At 64.5% G+C, this 16,736-nt stretch carries 21 protein-coding genes; 9 read left to right on the top strand and 12 right to left on the bottom strand.

The window, feature by feature from the left end; all coding sequences use genetic code 11:
- The first annotated feature begins 34 nt into the window (after positions 1 to 34).
- On the top strand, positions 35 to 475 hold the full coding sequence (locus BKY27_RS10945; protein ID WP_071674520.1) for a rhodanese-like domain-containing protein: 441 nt from the start codon (positions 35 to 37) through the stop codon (positions 473 to 475).
- A gap of 94 nt (positions 476 to 569) precedes the next feature.
- Here the strand turns inward: BKY27_RS10945 and yaaA are convergent, their stop codons facing one another.
- The 6 genes from yaaA to BKY27_RS10915 all read right to left on the bottom strand — a co-directional run bounded on the left by yaaA (position 570) and on the right by BKY27_RS10915 (position 6,263).
- On the bottom strand, positions 570 to 1,337 hold the full coding sequence (gene yaaA / locus BKY27_RS10940; RefSeq protein WP_071674519.1) for a peroxide stress protein YaaA: 768 nt from the start codon (positions 1,335 to 1,337) through the stop codon (positions 570 to 572).
- 22 nt (positions 1,338 to 1,359) lie between these two features.
- Positions 1,360 to 3,411 carry a DNA helicase RecQ gene (gene recQ / locus BKY27_RS10935; RefSeq protein ID WP_071674518.1) on the bottom strand — a complete coding sequence of 684 codons (2,052 nt, stop codon included), beginning with the start codon at positions 3,409 to 3,411 and terminating at the stop codon, positions 1,360 to 1,362.
- A gap of 77 nt (positions 3,412 to 3,488) precedes the next feature.
- Complete coding sequence (locus BKY27_RS10930) at positions 3,489 to 3,833, bottom strand: hypothetical protein (protein ID WP_071674517.1); 345 nt, start codon at positions 3,831 to 3,833, stop codon at positions 3,489 to 3,491.
- A complete protein-coding gene (locus BKY27_RS10925) occupies positions 3,830 to 4,492 on the bottom strand; it encodes an HAD family hydrolase (protein ID WP_071674516.1) in 663 nt (220 codons plus the stop codon). Before BKY27_RS10925 ends, BKY27_RS10930 begins: the two co-directional genes overlap by 4 nt.
- Entirely contained in the window at positions 4,489 to 5,061 is a 573-nt protein-coding gene (gene rsmD / locus BKY27_RS10920) for a 16S rRNA (guanine(966)-N(2))-methyltransferase RsmD (protein ID WP_071674515.1), read from the bottom strand. The genes BKY27_RS10925 and rsmD overlap by 4 nt, the downstream gene beginning before the upstream one ends.
- On the bottom strand, positions 5,058 to 6,263 hold the full coding sequence (locus BKY27_RS10915) for an NAD(P)/FAD-dependent oxidoreductase (RefSeq protein WP_071674514.1): 1,206 nt from the start codon (positions 6,261 to 6,263) through the stop codon (positions 5,058 to 5,060). Before BKY27_RS10915 ends, rsmD begins: the two co-directional genes overlap by 4 nt.
- A gap of 80 nt (positions 6,264 to 6,343) precedes the next feature.
- Here BKY27_RS10915 and BKY27_RS10910 point away from each other — a divergent pair, with 80 nt between their 5' ends.
- Together BKY27_RS10910 and BKY27_RS10905 are read left to right on the top strand one after the other, a co-directional pair.
- Positions 6,344 to 6,832, top strand: coding sequence for a peroxiredoxin (locus tag BKY27_RS10910; RefSeq protein WP_071674513.1), 489 nt, complete (start codon positions 6,344 to 6,346; stop codon positions 6,830 to 6,832).
- A gap of 225 nt (positions 6,833 to 7,057) precedes the next feature.
- Complete coding sequence (locus tag BKY27_RS10905) at positions 7,058 to 7,279, top strand: DUF1127 domain-containing protein (RefSeq protein ID WP_071674512.1); 222 nt, start codon at positions 7,058 to 7,060, stop codon at positions 7,277 to 7,279.
- A 110-nt stretch (positions 7,280 to 7,389) separates the two neighbouring features.
- Here the strand turns inward: BKY27_RS10905 and BKY27_RS10900 are convergent, their stop codons facing one another.
- From BKY27_RS10900 to BKY27_RS10885, 4 genes are all read right to left on the bottom strand, one after another.
- Positions 7,390 to 7,686: a 4a-hydroxytetrahydrobiopterin dehydratase gene (locus BKY27_RS10900; RefSeq protein WP_071674511.1), complete on the bottom strand. Its 297-nt coding sequence runs from the start codon at positions 7,684 to 7,686 to the stop codon at positions 7,390 to 7,392.
- A complete protein-coding gene (locus tag BKY27_RS10895; RefSeq protein ID WP_071674510.1) occupies positions 7,683 to 8,873 on the bottom strand; it encodes a GNAT family N-acetyltransferase in 1,191 nt (396 codons plus the stop codon). Before BKY27_RS10895 ends, BKY27_RS10900 begins: the two co-directional genes overlap by 4 nt.
- A 69-nt stretch (positions 8,874 to 8,942) precedes the next feature.
- A complete protein-coding gene (locus BKY27_RS10890; RefSeq protein ID WP_071674509.1) occupies positions 8,943 to 9,698 on the bottom strand; it encodes a glycerophosphodiester phosphodiesterase family protein in 756 nt (251 codons plus the stop codon).
- A complete protein-coding gene (locus BKY27_RS10885) occupies positions 9,695 to 10,156 on the bottom strand; it encodes a RidA family protein (RefSeq protein WP_071674508.1) in 462 nt (153 codons plus the stop codon). The genes BKY27_RS10890 and BKY27_RS10885 overlap by 4 nt, the downstream gene beginning before the upstream one ends.
- 169 nt (positions 10,157 to 10,325) lie before the next feature.
- Between BKY27_RS10885 and BKY27_RS10880 the strand changes: the two genes are divergently transcribed.
- Genes BKY27_RS10880 through plsY form a run of 5 tightly spaced genes read left to right on the top strand, consistent with a single transcriptional unit; the run spans position 10,326 to position 14,118 of the window.
- Positions 10,326 to 11,285, top strand: a complete 960-nt coding sequence (locus BKY27_RS10880; protein WP_071674507.1) for an aspartate carbamoyltransferase catalytic subunit — start codon at positions 10,326 to 10,328, stop codon at positions 11,283 to 11,285.
- Positions 11,278 to 11,682, top strand: coding sequence for a hypothetical protein (locus BKY27_RS10875; RefSeq protein ID WP_071674506.1), 405 nt, complete (start codon positions 11,278 to 11,280; stop codon positions 11,680 to 11,682). The genes BKY27_RS10880 and BKY27_RS10875 overlap by 8 nt, the downstream gene beginning before the upstream one ends.
- Entirely contained in the window at positions 11,679 to 12,227 is a 549-nt protein-coding gene (locus BKY27_RS10870) for a YdbT family protein (RefSeq protein ID WP_071674505.1), read from the top strand. The genes BKY27_RS10875 and BKY27_RS10870 overlap by 4 nt, the downstream gene beginning before the upstream one ends.
- A complete protein-coding gene (pyrC, locus tag BKY27_RS10865) occupies positions 12,224 to 13,510 on the top strand; it encodes a dihydroorotase (RefSeq protein WP_071674504.1) in 1,287 nt (428 codons plus the stop codon). Before BKY27_RS10870 ends, pyrC begins: the two co-directional genes overlap by 4 nt.
- Positions 13,507 to 14,118, top strand: a complete 612-nt coding sequence (plsY, locus tag BKY27_RS10860) for a glycerol-3-phosphate 1-O-acyltransferase PlsY (RefSeq protein WP_071674503.1) — start codon at positions 13,507 to 13,509, stop codon at positions 14,116 to 14,118. The genes pyrC and plsY overlap by 4 nt, the downstream gene beginning before the upstream one ends.
- Before the next feature lie 173 nt (positions 14,119 to 14,291).
- On the opposite strand, the gene BKY27_RS10855 is transcribed toward plsY, so the two are convergent.
- A complete protein-coding gene (locus BKY27_RS10855; protein WP_071674502.1) occupies positions 14,292 to 14,537 on the bottom strand; it encodes a hypothetical protein in 246 nt (81 codons plus the stop codon).
- A 228-nt stretch (positions 14,538 to 14,765) separates the two neighbouring features.
- On the opposite strand from BKY27_RS10855, the gene BKY27_RS10850 reads away from it, so the two are divergent.
- Positions 14,766 to 15,344: a DUF805 domain-containing protein gene (locus BKY27_RS10850; RefSeq protein ID WP_071674501.1), complete on the top strand. Its 579-nt coding sequence runs from the start codon at positions 14,766 to 14,768 to the stop codon at positions 15,342 to 15,344.
- A 4-nt stretch (positions 15,345 to 15,348) separates the two neighbouring features.
- Here the strand turns inward: BKY27_RS10850 and BKY27_RS10845 are convergent, their stop codons facing one another.
- Positions 15,349 to 16,719, bottom strand: a complete 1,371-nt coding sequence (locus BKY27_RS10845) for a glutamate--cysteine ligase (protein ID WP_071674500.1) — start codon at positions 16,717 to 16,719, stop codon at positions 15,349 to 15,351.
- Positions 16,720 to 16,736 lie beyond the last annotated feature (17 nt).

The raw sequence follows: 16,736 nt of genomic DNA, 5'->3' as shown, positions 1-16,736 counted from the left end.
GCTAGATGCGTCGCCAGCCAGCATAGGAAGCATCATGGACAGACGTATCTTCATCGCCTTCGGCGCGGTTGTCGCCGTCGCCGCCGCAGGCGCCAGCTTACTGATCGGAGGCCGGCCCGAGAACCTGACGCTGGAAGCCCTGTCCGGCGACACGCTGGCGCAGGACGACGGCACGTTGTTGGTCGATATCCGCACCCCCGGCGAATGGCAGGACAGCGGCGTGATCGACGGGGCGTTGCTGGTGACCTATTCCGACGCGGACAGTTTCCTGTCTCAGGTCAGGCCGCACCTGCGCGACGGGCAACGCCTTGCCCTGATCTGCCGCTCGGGCAACCGCAGTTCCCGCGCGGCGGCGCAGATCGCGGGCCGGGTAGACGTGCCGGTGGTCGACGTTGCGGGCGGCATGAACAGGGTTCTGGACCAAGGCTATTCCCCCGTCGCCCCCACCCGCGCAATGGGCTGCACCGTCTGCTGACGAATCAGCCCTTGATCGCTTCCCCGAACCTCAGGCTGCCGGGGCACAAGGGCCAGGGTCAATCCCGGTGCGGGTTTGGCCAGTCGCGGTGCCCCTACGCCTCGGCCATCGCCCGGCGATAAAAGGCGGGGCGGCCCGGTTCGCTCAGATCCGGCTCGTGGCGATAGCCGCCGCTGTCAAACTCAAGAATGCTATGCGCGTCTTGCAGCCGGTTCTGAATGATATACCGCGCCATCGCGCCACGGGCTTTCTTGGCCCAGAAGCTGACCACCTTGGGTCCGCCCGGCTTTTCCTCCAGAAACTGCGGAGTGATCACGCGGGGGCGCAGCGCGTCGGATTTCACGGCGGTGAAATACTCAACCGACGCGCAGTTGATCAGCGTGTCGGTGTTCAGCCGGTCGGCCTCGGCGTTCAGGGCGTCGGCGATCAGGCCACCCCAATAGTCATAGAGCGACTTTCCACGTTCGGTGCGCAACCGGCTACCCATTTCAAGGCGGTATTCCTGCATCGCATCCAGTGGGCGCAGCAGGCCGTAGAGGCCCGACAGAATGCGCAGGTGATCCTGTGCAAAGATCATCTCGTCACCGTCCAGGCTGCCAGCCTCCAGCCCGGTATAAGTGTCACCCGCAAAGGCCAACACGGCGGGGCGTTTATCGGCATGGTCATGGAAGCGCGCGAACCGGTCGCGGTTGAGCTTGCCAAGGCTCTCGCTGATCGACATCAGCTTTTGCAGATCGGCCACGGACAGACCTTGCGCCACCTTCGCCAGGTAGTCGGCATCGTCTTGAAACATCGGCTGGGTCATCGGCACATCGCGCTCGGTCCAGTCGAGCTTTTTCGCCGGTGAAATCACGATCAGCATCTCGTCGCTTCCCTCAATCCTGTCACTCGCCTACCTGCGCCAACACATCCAGAAATGCCACGCCGAAGCGGTCTATCTTGACCTTCTCCATACCCGGAATGCGGGCGAGGTCTGCTATCGTGCCGGGGCGACGTTCGGCAATCTGGCGCAAGGTGGAATTGGTGCAAGAGAGGAACTTCTCGGTCCCCATATCCCCCCGCGCCAGATCCATCTGCGCCTGCATCAGTTGGTCGTATATAGGCCCCGCATCGCGCCCGGCCAGCCTGCGCCGCATCGGATGTTCAGGCGCCGGGGCCTCGCCGGTGATGACCTGCAAGAAGGTCGCGCCATACCGCTCCAGCTTGGTGGCGCCGACGCCGCTGATCCGCGCCATCTGGTCCAGCGTTTCGGGCCGTGTCTCGGCCATTTCAATCAGCGTCTTGTCGGTAAAGATGACATAGGCGGGCACCCCCGCCTCTTCCGCCAAGGCGCGACGCTTGGCCTTGAGTGCCGAAAGCAGCGGCGCATCCTCTTCGCTGACCAGCATCTTGACGGCGGGGCGGCGCGCGGCCTTGCGGATCGTGTCGCGGCGCAGGGTGATCCCCTCCTCGCCCCGCAGGATGGGGCGGGCCTTGTCGGTCATTCGAAGCGCGCCGTAGCGTTCGGCATCGGGCCGCACCAGGTCATGGCCCATCATCTGCCGAAACACCGCCTGCCAGCCGCGCCGGTCGAACTCTGTCCCGACACCGAACGTGGGCAGAGCATCATGACCCCGCTGGCGGACCTTGTCGGTTTCGGCCCCAACCAGAATGTCGATCAGATGCCCCGCGCCAAAGCTTTCGCCGGTGCGCAGCATGGCCGACAGTGCCTTTTGCACGGCGACGCCCGCCTCGAACAGGTCCGGCGGATCGGTGCAAAGGTCGCAATTCCCGCAAGGCGCGGGATCTTCTCCGAAATACCGCAACAAGACCTGACGGCGGCACCCCGTGGCCTCGGCCAGGCCAAGCAGCGCGTTCAGGCGCCCGTGGTCGGCGGATTTGCGTTCGGCGGGCGCCAGCCCCTCGTCGATCTGCTGGCGGCGAAAACGGATGTCGTCGGGGCCGAACAGGGTCAGCGTGTCGGCGGGCGCGCCATCGCGGCCAGCACGACCTATTTCCTGGTAATAGGCCTCGATGGATTTCGGCAGGTCGGCATGGGCCACCCACCGGATATCGGGCTTGTCGACCCCCATGCCAAAGGCCACCGTCGCCACAACGATCAACCCGTCCTCTTGCGCGAATCGGGTTTCAACCGCGCGCCTTTCGGCGGGATCCATGCCGCCGTGGTAATGACAGGCATTGTGTCCCGCCTCGCGCAGCGCCCTGGACAGCGTCTCGGTCTTGACGCGAGTGCCGCAATAGACGATGCCGGACTGCCCTTTTCGCGCGGCGGCAAAGCTGAGGATCTGCTGACGCGGCTGGTTCTTGACCTCGAAGGCGAGGGCCAGGTTGGGCCGGTCGAAGCCGCGCAGGAAGGTCTCTGGCGCCACATCGTCGAACAGCCGGGTCACGATCTCGGCCCGCGTTTCGGCGTCTGCGGTCGCGGTAAAGGCCGCGAGCGGCACATTCAGCGCCCGCCGCAATTCGCCGATCTTCAGGTAATCCGGGCGGAAGTCATGGCCCCATTGGCTGACGCAATGCGCCTCGTCCACGGCAATCAGGCTGACGCCCGCGCGGGTCAGCATCCGCTCGGTCCCGCCCGAAGCCAGCCGTTCCGGCGCGATGTAGAGCAATTTCAGCGTGCCCGCCTCCAACGCCTGCCAGACGGCGTCGGTTTCTTCCTCGGTATTGCCCGAGGTCAACGCTCCCGCTTCGACCCCCGCTTCGCGCAGGCCCCTAACCTGATCGCGCATCAGGGCGATGAGCGGCGAAATCACCACGGTCAGCCCCTCGCGGCAGAGTGCGGGCAGTTGGAAGCACAGCGATTTGCCGCCGCCCGTGGGCATGATCGCCAACACGTTGCGGCCTGCGGTCACGGCATCGACGATCTCCTCCTGTCCGGTGCGGAAGGCGGAAAAGCCGAAAACGGTGGATAGCAATTCGGAAGGGGCCGGCATGGTCTGTCGGATCGGGCTGCTCTGGTGTTATGATTGCTCGCGACGGTCGCATATTGTGACCTCGGGGACAAGAACCCCTAGCTCTTGTTTCCGCCCCCACGACGCAGGTCGATAAGGCCACTCAGCCCGGTCAGCGGAATTTCCGGCACAGGCTCGGCCACGACGCCACCGAAACGGGCCTCGTGCACCAGAACGGGCCGATCATGGATCAGGCACAGGACATGCTGTGCGTTTTGCCAGTCACTATCGCCGACACGCCGCCAGACCAGATCGCCGGAGACTGAGGCGTTGGCAAATTCCAGGTGCTGCCCGCGCGCATCAACGGCGAGGCCGAGGCACTCTTGGCAGAAATGCCATGGATAACGCGGACTGGCCTTTTGGGCCACGCCGCAACCGGGACAATGATGTTCGGGCAGAATCATTCCGCAGCCTCCGCCAGACCGATCAGCATGGGCACGTGGAACATGGACTCGAAAACCTCGGCACCGACCGCCGCCAACCGTGCCCCGTCGTCATGCGCCGCGTATCCGAGGCAGCGCATTCCCGCCGCTTGCGCGGCGCGGACGCCGGTCGCGCTATCCTCGACCACCACTGCGCGGGTCGGATCGACCCCGTGATGGGCGGCCGCAGCAAGGTAGAGGCCCGGATCCGGCTTGGCCACGCCGAGCGTATGTGCAGAGAAAACTGCATCACCAAACCGCGGCATCAAGCCGGTCTGGCCGAGGGTGATCTGCATTTTGCGGTCGCTGCCGTTCGACCCGACCGCGTAGGGGATGCCAGCCGCGTCAAGACCGTCCAGAAGCTCGGGGATGCCTGCAATCACATCGACGCCCGCCCGCAGCGCCGCGTAGATTTCCTCGTAGATGTCATCAACCCAGGTGGCGGGCAGATCGGCACCCAATGCCCGCGCCTGCTCGCCAACCGAGCGCATGGTGCCACCGACGAAAAGATCGAGACATCCTTCAGGCGTCATCGGCAACCCGTGGCGGGAAAGGTTTTCGGCCAACACGACATTGGACACGGTCTCGCTGTCCACCAGCACGCCGTCACAGTCGAAGATCACCAGGTCGGGGCGGGTCATGAACCTTGTCCTAGGTAGCGCAGAATGGTCAGAACCGTATCACCGTAGCGGCGCTGGTCGAGCAGGTCGCAGGTCGCAGGCGGCACGGGGGCGGTGCTTTCCTCCCACACGATCAAGGCCTCGGGCAAGAGCCAGCCCCCCGCAATTGCCGCTATCAGAGCCTTTTCCCCCAGCCCCTTGCCATAGGGCGGATCAAGGAAGACGAGGTCAAAGGGCGGTTGTTGCACGTCGCCAAGCTTGGTGGCGTCGCGGCGGAATACCTTGGAACTTCCCTGCGCGGCACACAGGCCGATATTCTCGCGCAACAGCGCCCGCGCGGCCTGCCCGTCATCGACGAAACAGGCGAACGCCGCACCGCGCGACAGGGCCTCCAGACCAAGCGCGCCGGTGCCTGCAAACAGGTCGAGCACGCGGGCATCCGTCACCGGGTCGCCATAACCGCCATTGACCAACAGGTTGAACAGGCTCTCGCGCACACGGTCGGTCGTGGGGCGCAGATGCGCGCCCGCATCGCCCTTGCCGACCGAGGCCAGCCGCTTGCCCCTCTGTGCGCCCGCGATGATCCTCACGCCTTGAGCAGCGATTTGAGATCCGTCGCCGCATCGGCCACGGCGGCCTTGTCGGGCGATTTGCCCATCGACAGCAGCCGTTTGCCCACCATGTAGCCGCGCGGATCGTTGATCGCGTCTACCGCAAGGAACTGATCGCCCGTGAAATACCAGAACGACAAGGTGTCGTCGGTCTTGCGGGTGACGATGTCGTCATAGCCGGTGTTCAGCCCCGCGATCTGCAACTTGGTGTCGTACTGGTCGGACCAGAACCACGGCTCGGGCATGTAATCCTTGCCCGCGCCCATCATATTGGCCGCGACGCATTCCGCTTGGTCGATGGCGTTCTGCACGCTCTCCAGACGGATGCGGTTGCCCTTGTAGGGAAAGCTCGCGCAATCGCCAGCCGCCCAGATCGACGGGTCCGAGGTGCACCCGTAAGAGTCGGTCTTGATCCCGTTTTCCAGCGCCACCCCGGCCAGGTCCGCCAGCCGCGCGTCGGGCACGATGCCGACACCGACGATCACCATGTCGAGCTGCAATTCGCTGCCGTCAGACAGCACCGCGCCCGAAACATGACCCTCTCCGGTCAGACGGTCGAGGCCGACTCCCTCGCGGATATCGACGCCATGCGCGGTATGTAGCCCCCGGAAATAGTCTGAGGTTTGAGGAGAGGCCACGCGTTGCAGGATACGGTCGGCCATTTCCACGAGGGTCACCTTCATGCCCTTCTTGGAACAAACCGCCGCGGCCTCCAGCCCGATATAGCCGCCGCCGACGATCAGCACCCGGCCGCCTTCGGTCACTTCTGGCGCCATGGCATCGACATCGGCCAGGTCACGCACGGTGAAAACACCCTTGAGATCGCCGCCAATGGCAGCGGGCAGACGGCGCGGGATCGAGCCGGTGGTCAGCGCGAGTTGGTCGTACGATATCACGTCGTCACCCACACTCACCGTCTTGGCCGCGGCGTCGATGGCAGTCACGGATTGGCCGAGTTTCAGGGCGATGCCGTTATCGCCGTAATACGCCTCGGGCCGCAGGTAGAGCCGTTCACGCTCCATTTCGCCCAACAGGTAGGCCTTGGACAGCGGCGGGCGTTGATAGGGCGGCGCCGGTTCGGCGCCGATCAACGTCACGTCGCCGTCGAATCCGAGGGTTCTGAGCTTGGACACCAGCGACGATCCGGCCTGACCGGCCCCGATCACGACAATATGCGACATGAATTTTCTCCCCTTGTCTGGCCCGGCGGCGGCACAGCCTTATATCGCCTCGGTAATGCAACAAGCGCGTGAGGAAAACCATGGCAATTTCTGTTGGCGACCGCCTGCCCGAGACCACTTTGCTGAGGTTCGGCGAGAATGGACCGGAGGAGGTGCCGCTGGCCCCTGTCTTGTCCGGGCGCAAGGTGGTGATGTTCGGCCTGCCCGGCGCATTTACCCGCACTTGTGACGCGACCCATCTGCCCAGCTTCATGCGGACCCGTCCGACCTTCGCCGAAAAGGGCGTGGACGAGGTGATCTGCATCGCCGTGAACGACCCGTTCGTGATGGCCGCATGGGGTGACACCAGCGGCGCACATGAGGCGGGGATCACCATGTTGGGCGATCCGTCGGCAGAGTTCACCAAGGCCATCGGTCTGGACTTCAGCGTACCCGCCATCGGATTGCTGGACCGCTGCCAACGGTTTGCCCTGATGGCCGAGGACGGCGTGGTAACGGTCCTGAACCTCGAAGAGGAAGGCGGCGCCTGCAAGCTGACCGTGGGCGAGGAACTGCTGGAAAAGATCTGATGCGACGGGGCGCCCGATGCGGCGCCCCGTTTCGTTGCGGTCCTGATCTGGCCACCGACTGCGCAGTTCGTGGTCATCTTGCCCTAAACTGCGCCAGACCGGGCTGTTAGCGTTGACATTGCTGCATGGCAGCAATTCGAGCTTGTCGATTGTGCAGCCGCAGCATTGGCCTATCTATCGGGGTGTCGATGCAATCCGGCGTCGGCATTTAAAAGGAGGCTTCAAATGGCCTATGCACACAGCGACGTCGCGCGTCTGGACCGGTTCGGACTGAAAGCGCGCATTCAAGAAATCCGTGACATGCTGGAACAGCGTGCCGCCCGCCGGGCCGTCTACAACCGGACGGTGTACGAACTTCAGGCGCTCAGCAATCGCGACCTTGCCGACCTTGGCTTTCACCGCAGCGAGATCCCGCAGATCGCGCGACAGGCCGCCGATCAGGCCTGACCACGCGACATCCGGGGCGACGAAGACGCCCCCGATGTCCCGAAACCTGCGGCGCGCCGGCGTTTCATCCGGCACCGCCGCAGATTCCCCGGCACAGCCCGATACCTTCGTTACCCCGCCAACTGGTCCATCTTGGCCGCCAGTTTCACATCACGGGCGCTCAAACCGTCCACGTCATGACTGGTCAGGGTAACCTCGACAGTCTTGTAGACATTGAACCATTCCGGGTGGTGGTTCCATTTCTCGGCCCACAAGGCGGCTTTGGTCATGAAGCCGAACGCTTCCACGAAATTACCGAACGTGTATGTCCGGGTGATCGCATCGCGCCCGTCGACCATGGTCCATCCGGCCTCGATCAGCGGGGCGAGCCGTTCGGTGCGGTCAGTCTGTGTCAGCTTGTCGGTCATTCCTGTTCCTCCACTTGGGCTTTGCGGAACGGGCCGTAGGCGGTGAGGATCTCGATATCCTCCTCCATCGCGGCCCTCTCAGCCTCCAGATAGCGCGCCACGGCGTCGGAAAAACCCGGGTCCGCCATCCAATGGAGGGAATGGGTGGCAACCGGCAAATATCCGCGCGCCAGCTTGTGTTCACCCTGCGCGCCCGCCTCGACCTGTTTCAGCCCGCGTGCGATAGCGGCGTCGATGGCTTGGTAATAGCACAGCTCGAAATGCAGGCAGGGGTGGTGTTCGATGCACCCCCAGTAGCGGCCAAAGAGCGTTTCGCGCCCGATGAAATTCAGCGCCCCGGCCACTGGCACGCCATCTCGAATAGCCAGCACCAACAGCACGTCGTCGCGCATCGTCTCTTGCACCAGATCGAAGAACGCCCGTGTCAGGTAGGGCGACCCCCATTTTCGCGCGCCGGTATCCTGATAGAATTGCCAGAATGCATCCCAATGCTCGGGCCGCAGGTCATCACCCGTCAGTTGCACGATCTCGCCGCCAAAATCCTGCGCCTGTCTCCGTTCCTTGCGCAGCGTCTTGCGCTTGCGCGAGGACAGGCTGGCGAGGAAATCGTCGAAACTGCCGTAGTCGTGGTTTTCCCAGTGAAACTGCTGAGTCACGCGGTGGAGCAGGCCCATTTCCGCGCCCCGCTCGGCCTCATCCTCGGTGCAGAAGGTAATGTGAAGCGAGGAAAGCTGGTTGTTTTCGGCGATTTGCACCGCCCCTTGCACAAGGGCCGCACGGCCGACACCTTGCCACCCCGGTTTTGTCAGGAACCGCCGCCCGGTGGCGGGGGTGAACGGCACTGCCATTTGCAACTTGGGGTAATACTGCCCGCCCGCCTGTTCATAGGCATGGGCCCAGTTGTGATCGAAGATATATTCGCCCTGGCTGTGCCCCTTGGCATAGAGTGGCGCGGCGGCGATGGTCTCTTCGCCCGCCCGCGCCATCAGGTAACGCGGCTGCCAGCCAGAACCCGGCCCGACTGACCCGCTCTCTTCCAGTGCCCGCAGGAACCGGTGCGTGGTAAACGGGTCACAGGGCGGCCTACCATCGGCGGTTTCCGGGCAGGCACAGGCATCCCAGTCCTCGGCCGCTATGTCGGCTAGGCTTGCGAAGGCCGAAATCTCGATCTGGGTTTCCCCGTCCATGGCTGATCCTTGCGCGGTCTTGGACACAAGATGGGCTGGCAGGCCGCAAGATCAATCGGCTGGCCCGGATCAGGCGGGCCGGTAGCCTTCGAAGGTGATGGTATCTGCGATCTTGCGGGCCTCTGCCTCTTCCTCGTGCGAACGGATGGTCCAGCACAGGATCGGCAGCCCCTTGGCCTTCAGCGCCGCAACCCTCGGATCACCCAAGTCCTTATGGTACTGGCTGATGAAACACGCGCCAAGATCCTGCGCGTCTTGCAGGCTGCGGAACCGGGCCAAACGATCCTCGCCCAAGGGCGCCCATTCCGGGTCATCGTAGCTGCCGGTTGTCATGCCGAGGGGCACCTGCGGCGCGACCTTTTGAAACGCGGCCAGCGCGTAGGGGCTGAAGCTCATCACCGCGACGGGTCCGTCATAGCCCGCCAGCAATTCCGCCACGGCCCGTTCCAGCGCCCCGTCCACCGGCCCCATGACCTGCGATTGCTCCTTGAATTCCAACAACAGGGGCACGCGCCCCGCGACCTCGGCCAAAGCCTCGGCCAACGTCGGGATCGTGTCTTCGCTGCCGGTCAGCCGGATCGCGCCAAGTTCGGCCGCGCTGCGGGTGTTGACGGGGCCGGTCTCGGGCGTCAGCCGGTCCAGCGTGTAGTCGTGGAAAACCATCGGCACGCCGTCCGATGACAGTTGCAAATCCAACTCGGCCCCATAGCCCGCGGCAACAGCCGCACGCAACGCTGACAGCCCGTTTTCGGGCCGACCGGCGGCAGCATCATGCAGGGCCCGATGCGCGATCGGACCAGTAAGGAAGACACCCGGCAGCGTCATGCGATCTGGAAGATCCCTTCGATCTCGACCGCGACACCAAGCGGCAGAGACGCGGCGGAAACCGCAGACCGGCTGTGCCGCCCCGCATCGCCAAGCGCTTCGACAAGAAAGTCGGAGGCGCCGTTCACGACCTTGGGCTGTTCGGTATAGGTGGCGGTCGAGTTCACGAAACCGGTCAGTTTGACCACGCGGGTCAGACGATCCAGATCGCCGCCGCAGGCCGCCTTGACCTGTGCCAACAGGCTGATTGCGCAGCGGCGCGCGGCGGCGGCACCGGCCTCGGTCGCCATGTCGTCGCCAAGCTTTCCAAGGATCAGGCCATTCTCGTCGCTGGAAATCTGGCCCGAAACATAGACCAGATCGCCCACAACCACATAGGGCACGTAATTGGCGGCCGGGGCCGGGGCGTCGGGCAGGGTGATCCCCATGTCGGCCAAACGGGCCTCGAATTTACTCATCTCGCACCTCTTCGCGCTGACTGCTTTAAATCCGGACCCTAGGGGCGCTCTGCCGTTGCGGCAAGGCCCTGATGCGATACACCATGGGCAAAACGCACGCGTCCTCGCCCCCTTGCCCCGCAGGCCCCTGCTGCCTATACCGCGAAGCGATCAAAACGGATGGGTTGCCATGTCTTTCGCCAAGCGTCACCTCCTGGGGATCGAACCCCTGCACCCCACCGAAATCACAACTGTTCTGGATCTGGCTGACCGCTACGCCGAAATGGGCCGGGGCACCGCCAAGCATGGCGACGCATTGGCCGGGCTGACCCAGATCAACATGTTTTTCGAGAACTCCACCCGGACGCAGGCCAGTTTCGAACTGGCGGGCAAGCGGCTTGGGGCGGACGTGATGAACATGTCGATGCAGACCAGCAGCGTCAAGAAGGGCGAGACCCTGATCGACACGGCGCTGACGCTGAACGCGATGCATCCCGATCTTCTGGTTGTGCGCCACCCCCATTCCGGCGCCGTGAACCTGTTGGCGGAAAAGGTGACCTGCGCCGTCCTGAACGCGGGCGATGGGCGGCACGAACATCCTACGCAGGCGCTGCTGGACGCGCTGACCATCCGCCGCGCCAAGGGGCGGCTGCACCGGCTCAATATCGCGATCTGCGGGGATATCGCCCACAGCCGGGTGGCGCGGTCGAACATCCTGCTTCTGGGCAAGATGGAAAACCGGGTAAAGCTGGTCGGCCCGTCCACGCTGATCCCCGCAGGCGCCGCTGATTGGGGGGTCGAGGTCTATGACGACATGCGCGCGGGCCTTGCGGGCGCGGACGTGGTGATGATGCTGCGGCTTCAGAAAGAGCGGATGGACGGCGGCTTCATCCCCTCGGAACGCGAGTACTACCACCGCTTCGGGCTGGACGCCGAAAAGCTCTCTTGCGCCAAGGACGACGCCATCGTGATGCATCCCGGCCCGATGAACCGGGGCGTCGAGATCGACGGCACCATCGCCGACGACATCAACCGCTCGGTCATTCAGGAACAGGTGGAAATGGGTGTCGCCGTGCGCATGGCCGCGATGGACCTTCTGGCGCGCAACCTGCGCGCGACGCGGCAAGAGGGGGGCGGTGTTTATGTCTGACCAAACGATCTTCCGCGCCGACCGCATGACCTACTGGCGCGACCACGCGTGGATGGCTGCGGGCGCGATGGCGCTTGGCATGGTCGTGCTGTGGCTGATGGGAAACCCCTTTGTCTGGACCGGCGCGGTCGGCGGGCTCTTTGCCATCGCGGTGCGGGCGCTCTACCTGGCCTCCGATGACGCCCACGCCGAATGGGTGCTGACCGAGACCGACCTGACCGGCCCCGAGGACCGCCACGTGCGCCTGACAGACATCGCCAAGATCAAAACGCTCGGCAGCGCCGTCCAACTCATCACCCATTCCGGCGACAAGCACCTGATCAAATACCTGTCGGACCGGCCCCGCGTTGTGGCCGAGATCGAGGCCGCCATGGCCCGCGCAGGCAACGCGATATGAGCGGGGCCGGCGGTTGGGACGGGCTTCTCGCCCCCGGAGAGGACATCCTGTGGCAGGGCCAGCCCCGGCAACAGATCGAGTGGCGCGCTTTAATTAGCCCGCTCACGGCCATGGGCCTGATCTTCACCGGTTTCTCGGCCTTCTGGATCTCGATGGCGGCTGCGATGACCCAAGGCACCAACGCTCCGGCGCCGTTCCAGTTTTTTCCGTTGTTCGGCGTGCCCTTTTTCCTGCTGGGGCTGTGGATGCTGGGCGGGCGCGTGCTGTGGCCCGCCTTCACCGCCGGGCAGACGTGGTACACCCTGACCAATCGGCAGGTGTTCATCGCCCGCAAGGTCTTGGGCAAACGAAGCCTGAAACGCTGGCCGATCCGCGACCTCGACCGCATCCTTCTGCGCGAGGGCGATCCCGGCTCGGTGCTGTTTCGCCTCAAGGGCAGCACCGCCCCCACGACGCGGCTTGGCCTGCACCGGATCGACGAGGCCCGGCAGGTTTATGACCTGCTTCGAAACGCACAGCGCAGCCTGCGAGAGGACGCCCGATGACTTCCAGTCTGTTCACCAATGCCCGCCTGATCGACCCCGAGGCGCAGAGCGACGCCACCGGGTGGCTGCTGGTGAAGGGCGGGCGCATCGCTGCCATTGGCACCGGCACCCCGCCGAAGGACGCGGACAGGGTGATTGACGCAAGCGGCAAGTGCCTTGCCCCCGGCATCGTCGATATCGGCGTCAAGACCTGCGAGCCGGGCGAACGCCACAAGGAATCCATCCGCACGGCAGGCGCGGCGGCGGCAGCGGGGGGCGTGACCACGATGGTGACGCGGCCCGACACCGACCCGTGCATCGACACGCCGGAAGCCTTGGCATTCGTGAAACGCCGGGGCGAGCAGGTATCGCCGGTGCGCATGTTGCCGATGGCCGCGCTGACCAAGGGCCGCGCGGGCCGCGAGATGACCGAGATCGGGTTCCTGCTGGATGCGGGCGCGGCGGCCTTCACCGATTGCGACCACGTGGTGACCGACACCAAGGTGCTGACCCGTGCCATGACCTATGCGCGCGGCCTTGGCGCGCTCATCATCATGCACCCGCAGGAACCGGGCCTGTCGGGCGGCGCCGCCGTGACGTCGGGCAAATTCGCCTCGCTCAAGGGCCTGCCCGCCGTGCCGCCGATGGCCGAGCGGATCGGGCTGGAACGCGATCTGGCGCTCGTCGAGATGACCCGCGTGCGGTATCATGCCGACCAGATTTCCACCGCTGCCGCTCTGCCTGCGCTGGCCCGCGCCAAGGCGGCCGGACTTGATGTAACGGCGGGCGCGTCGATCCACCACCTGACGTTGAACGAGTTCGATGTGGGCGACTACCGCACCTTCTTCAAGGTCAAGCCGCCGCTCCGCGCGGAAGATGACCGGCTGGCGATGGTGCAGGCCGTGGCGGACGGGACGCTCGATATCATCAGCTCCATGCACACCCCGCAGGACGAAGAATCCAAGCGCCTGCCGTTCGAGGCCGCGGCCTCTGGCGCGGTGGCGCTGGAAACCCTGCTGCCGGCCGCGATGCGGCTCTACCATGCGGGCGATCTGAACCTGCCGCAACTGTTCCGCGCCATGGCGCTGAACCCGGCGCGGCGGCTCGGCCTCGATGCCGGGACACTGGCCCAAGGCGCCCCTGCCGATCTCGTGCTGTTCGATCCCGACGCGCCCTTCGTGCTGGACCGGTTCACCCTGCGCTCGAAATCCAAGAATACCCCCTTTGACGGAATGCGGATGGAAGGCAAGGTTCTGATGACGCTCGTGGCGGGCGACATCGTATTTGAAAGGGACGCCGCATGACCCCTGTTTTCGAGACATCTGGCAGCCTGCTGGCCATCGCGGCTCTGGCGGCCTACCTGCTGGGGTCGGTGCCCTTCGGCCTCGTCATGGCGCGGGTCTTCGGGCTGGGGGATATCCGGCAGATCGGCTCGGGCAATATTGGCGCGACGAATGTCCTGCGCACGGGCAACAAGCCCGCCGCCGCGCTTACGCTGGTGCTCGACGCGGGCAAGGGCGGGATCGCGGTGCTGATCGCGCGGTATGCACTGGCCGATGACGCGGCGCAGATCGCGGGTTTTACCGCGTTCCTTGGCCATTGCTTCCCTGTCTTCCTGGGGTTCAAGGGCGGCAAGGGCGTGGCGACCTTCCTCGGCACGCTGCTGGCCCTGTTCTGGCCTGCCGGGATCGCCGCGTGCGTAACGTGGCTGGTGGTGGCCGCCGTGGGGCGCATTTCCTCGCTGTCGGCCTTGGTGGCTGCCGCGCTCGCCCCGGTTTTCGTGACCGTTTTCGGTATGCCACAGGCCGGACTGGTCACCGCCTTGCTGGCGGCACTGATCTTCGTGCGCCATGACGCCAACATCAAACGCCTGCTGAAAGGCGAAGAGCCCCGGATCGGCGGCAAGAGCTAGGCCGGGCGGGCGCCCCCCGCTACCGTTGGCGCGCTGCCGTTCAGCACCTTCCGGGGCACAGACAAAGGCACGCTGTTGCGCCTGAGCGAGATGCCCGAGGCGAAGCGGATGGCTTTCGAGCCGGCGCTGAAGGTCGATGCCGTGCCCCAGAATGGGCACGGCATCCAAGGGTCTTAGCCACGGCTTTCGAGGATATCAGCCGTGCGCTTGGTATTGTGGTAGATGCCAAGGAATAGGTACATCATGCCCGCCATCAGGATCACGTAAAGGCCGCCACCGATCAGCACGCCGACCGCTTGCAGGGCGCCGCCCATCGGACTGGTCGCGGCGACCACCGTACCGACCAGAACGCCGACGATCATGAGGATGACGAGGACGGCGATCAGCTTGTCCAGCAAGCCGATAAAGAAATCACGCATTTCATAAACTCCTTTCGAAAATGGTTCTTGTATGATGTCTGCAAGTGGCAAACGGTTCAAACGAAAGTTTAAACCGTCCCGCGCGAACTGGGGTGAGCCGGGGCTATGCGTGTGGAATTGCCCCATGCCACAGACGCAAAATCCCCCTCCGGTCCCCGGAACGCCATCCTTCGGCCATAGTCGCGTGGCCCATTGGCAACATCTTTGACCGGGGACCAAGAGGGCCAGATGGGATTTTTCGCCGCCATCAAGAGTTGCTATGCCAAGACGCTCACCTTCTCCGGCCGCGCGCGGCGGTCGGAATACTGGTGGTTCGTGGTGTTCCAGATGCTGTTCGGCTTCGCCCTGACGGCGGGGTTCGTCGTCTACATGATGCAGATGCCAGTGGTGCTTGGCACCATCAAGGCGACCGGCCTGCCGCCCGTCGAGTACTGGACACCGATCCTCGTATATCTCGGCATCCAGTTCGTTTTCATCGTCCTGCCGAGCCTGTCTGTCAGCGTTCGACGGCTGCATGACACCGACCACAGCGGGTTCTGGTATTTCATCAACGCTGTGCCGCTGATCGGACCGATCTGGTTTTTTGTGCTGATGTGCCTGCCGGGCACCGCCGGGCGTAATTCCTTCGGCCCCGATCCGATCGGACGCCGCCGCAATGGCTATGACACCCATCCCGCCCTGATGGGCGACCTCGACCCCGAAATCAAGGACGCGCTGCGAGAGCGCCACAAGGCGGAAATCGCAGCCTACTACAAGTCGCGAGTCCTGCCCACGATCCAACAGAACAAGACCGCCCGCGGCACCTGATGCGTCAGTAGCTGAACTCGGAATAGATCCGGCTCAGATCGCCGTTCCAGTCGCCATTGAAATGATCGAGCAATTCGTCAGCGGGAACTTTGCCGCTTTCGATGCTTTCTTTCAGCGCATTCAGAAAGTGGGTTTCGTCAGGAACCAGCCCGCCTGCACCGGGTCGGGCGCGCGCCTTGAGACCCGCCTCGGCAATGGCCACGGCCTCTGCTGCCAGATCATGCATCCGCAGCCCGTTCACCTCGGCCTGAAGCCCGTCGACCGAGGCCGCCACGCGCATGCCTTCACGGGTCTCGGCGTCCCACCCCTTGACCAGATCCCACGCCGCATCCAGCGCCGACTGATCGTAGAGAAGTCCGACCCAGAAAGCCGGAAGTGCGCAGAGCCGCCGCCACGGGCCGCCATCGGCGCCGCGCATTTCGATGAATTTCTTGATCCGCGCCTCGGGGAACACGGTTGTCAGGTGGTCCGCCCAATCGGACAGCGTCGGGGTTTCCCCCGGCAGCGCGGGCAGCTTGCCTTGCAGGAAATCGCGGAACGACTGCCCGAGCGCGTCGATATACTGGCCGTCTCGGTAGACGAAATACATTGGCACATCGAGGGCGTAGTCCACCCACCGTTCAAACCCGAACCCCTCTTCGAAGACGAAGGGCAACATCCCCGTCCGGTCGGCATCGAGCGAGCGCCAGACGCGGGCCCGCCACGATTTGTGGCCGTTCACCTTGCCCTCGAAGAAGGGCGAATTGGCGAAAAGGGCGGTCGCCACCGGCTGCAAGGCCAACGCCACGCGCAACTTTTGCACCATGTCGGCCTCGGACCCGAAATCTAGGTTCACCTGAACGGTGCAGGTCCGGCGCATCATGGTGGTGCCCATGGTGCCAACCTTTTGCATGTAGCCGTCCATCAGCTTGTAACGCCCCTTGGGCATCAGCGGCATCTGGTCGTGGGTCCAGACCGGCGCCGCGCCAAGACCGATGAAGCCCACGCCGATCTTGTCGGAAATGTCCTTCACGTCGCGCAGGTGGTCGTTCACCTCGTCACAGGTCTGGTGGATGGTTTCCAGCGGTGCGCCCGACAGTTCCAGCTGCCCGCCCGGTTCAAGGCTGATATTCGCCCCGTCCTTGGTCAGGCCAATCAGGTTGCCGCCCTCGATCAGCGGATCCCAGCCATGGCCGTCGCGCAGCCCCTCCAGCACCGCGAGGATCGAGCGTTCACCCGCATAGGGCAGCGGCTTCAGCGTGTCCTTGCAATAGCCGAATTTCTCATGCTCGGTGCCAATACGCCAGTCTTCCTTGGGCTTGCAGCCGTCGGCAAGATACTCGGCCAATTGCTCATGCCGTTCGATCGGGCCGCCGCCGGACTGGGGGATGGACATGGGGCCTGCTCCTGAAA

Origin of the sequence: Nioella nitratireducens, from assembly GCF_001879715.1 — a bacterium.
Taxonomy (GTDB): domain Bacteria; phylum Pseudomonadota; class Alphaproteobacteria; order Rhodobacterales; family Rhodobacteraceae; genus Nioella; species Nioella nitratireducens.
This window is presented reverse-complemented; position numbering and strand designations above follow the sequence as displayed.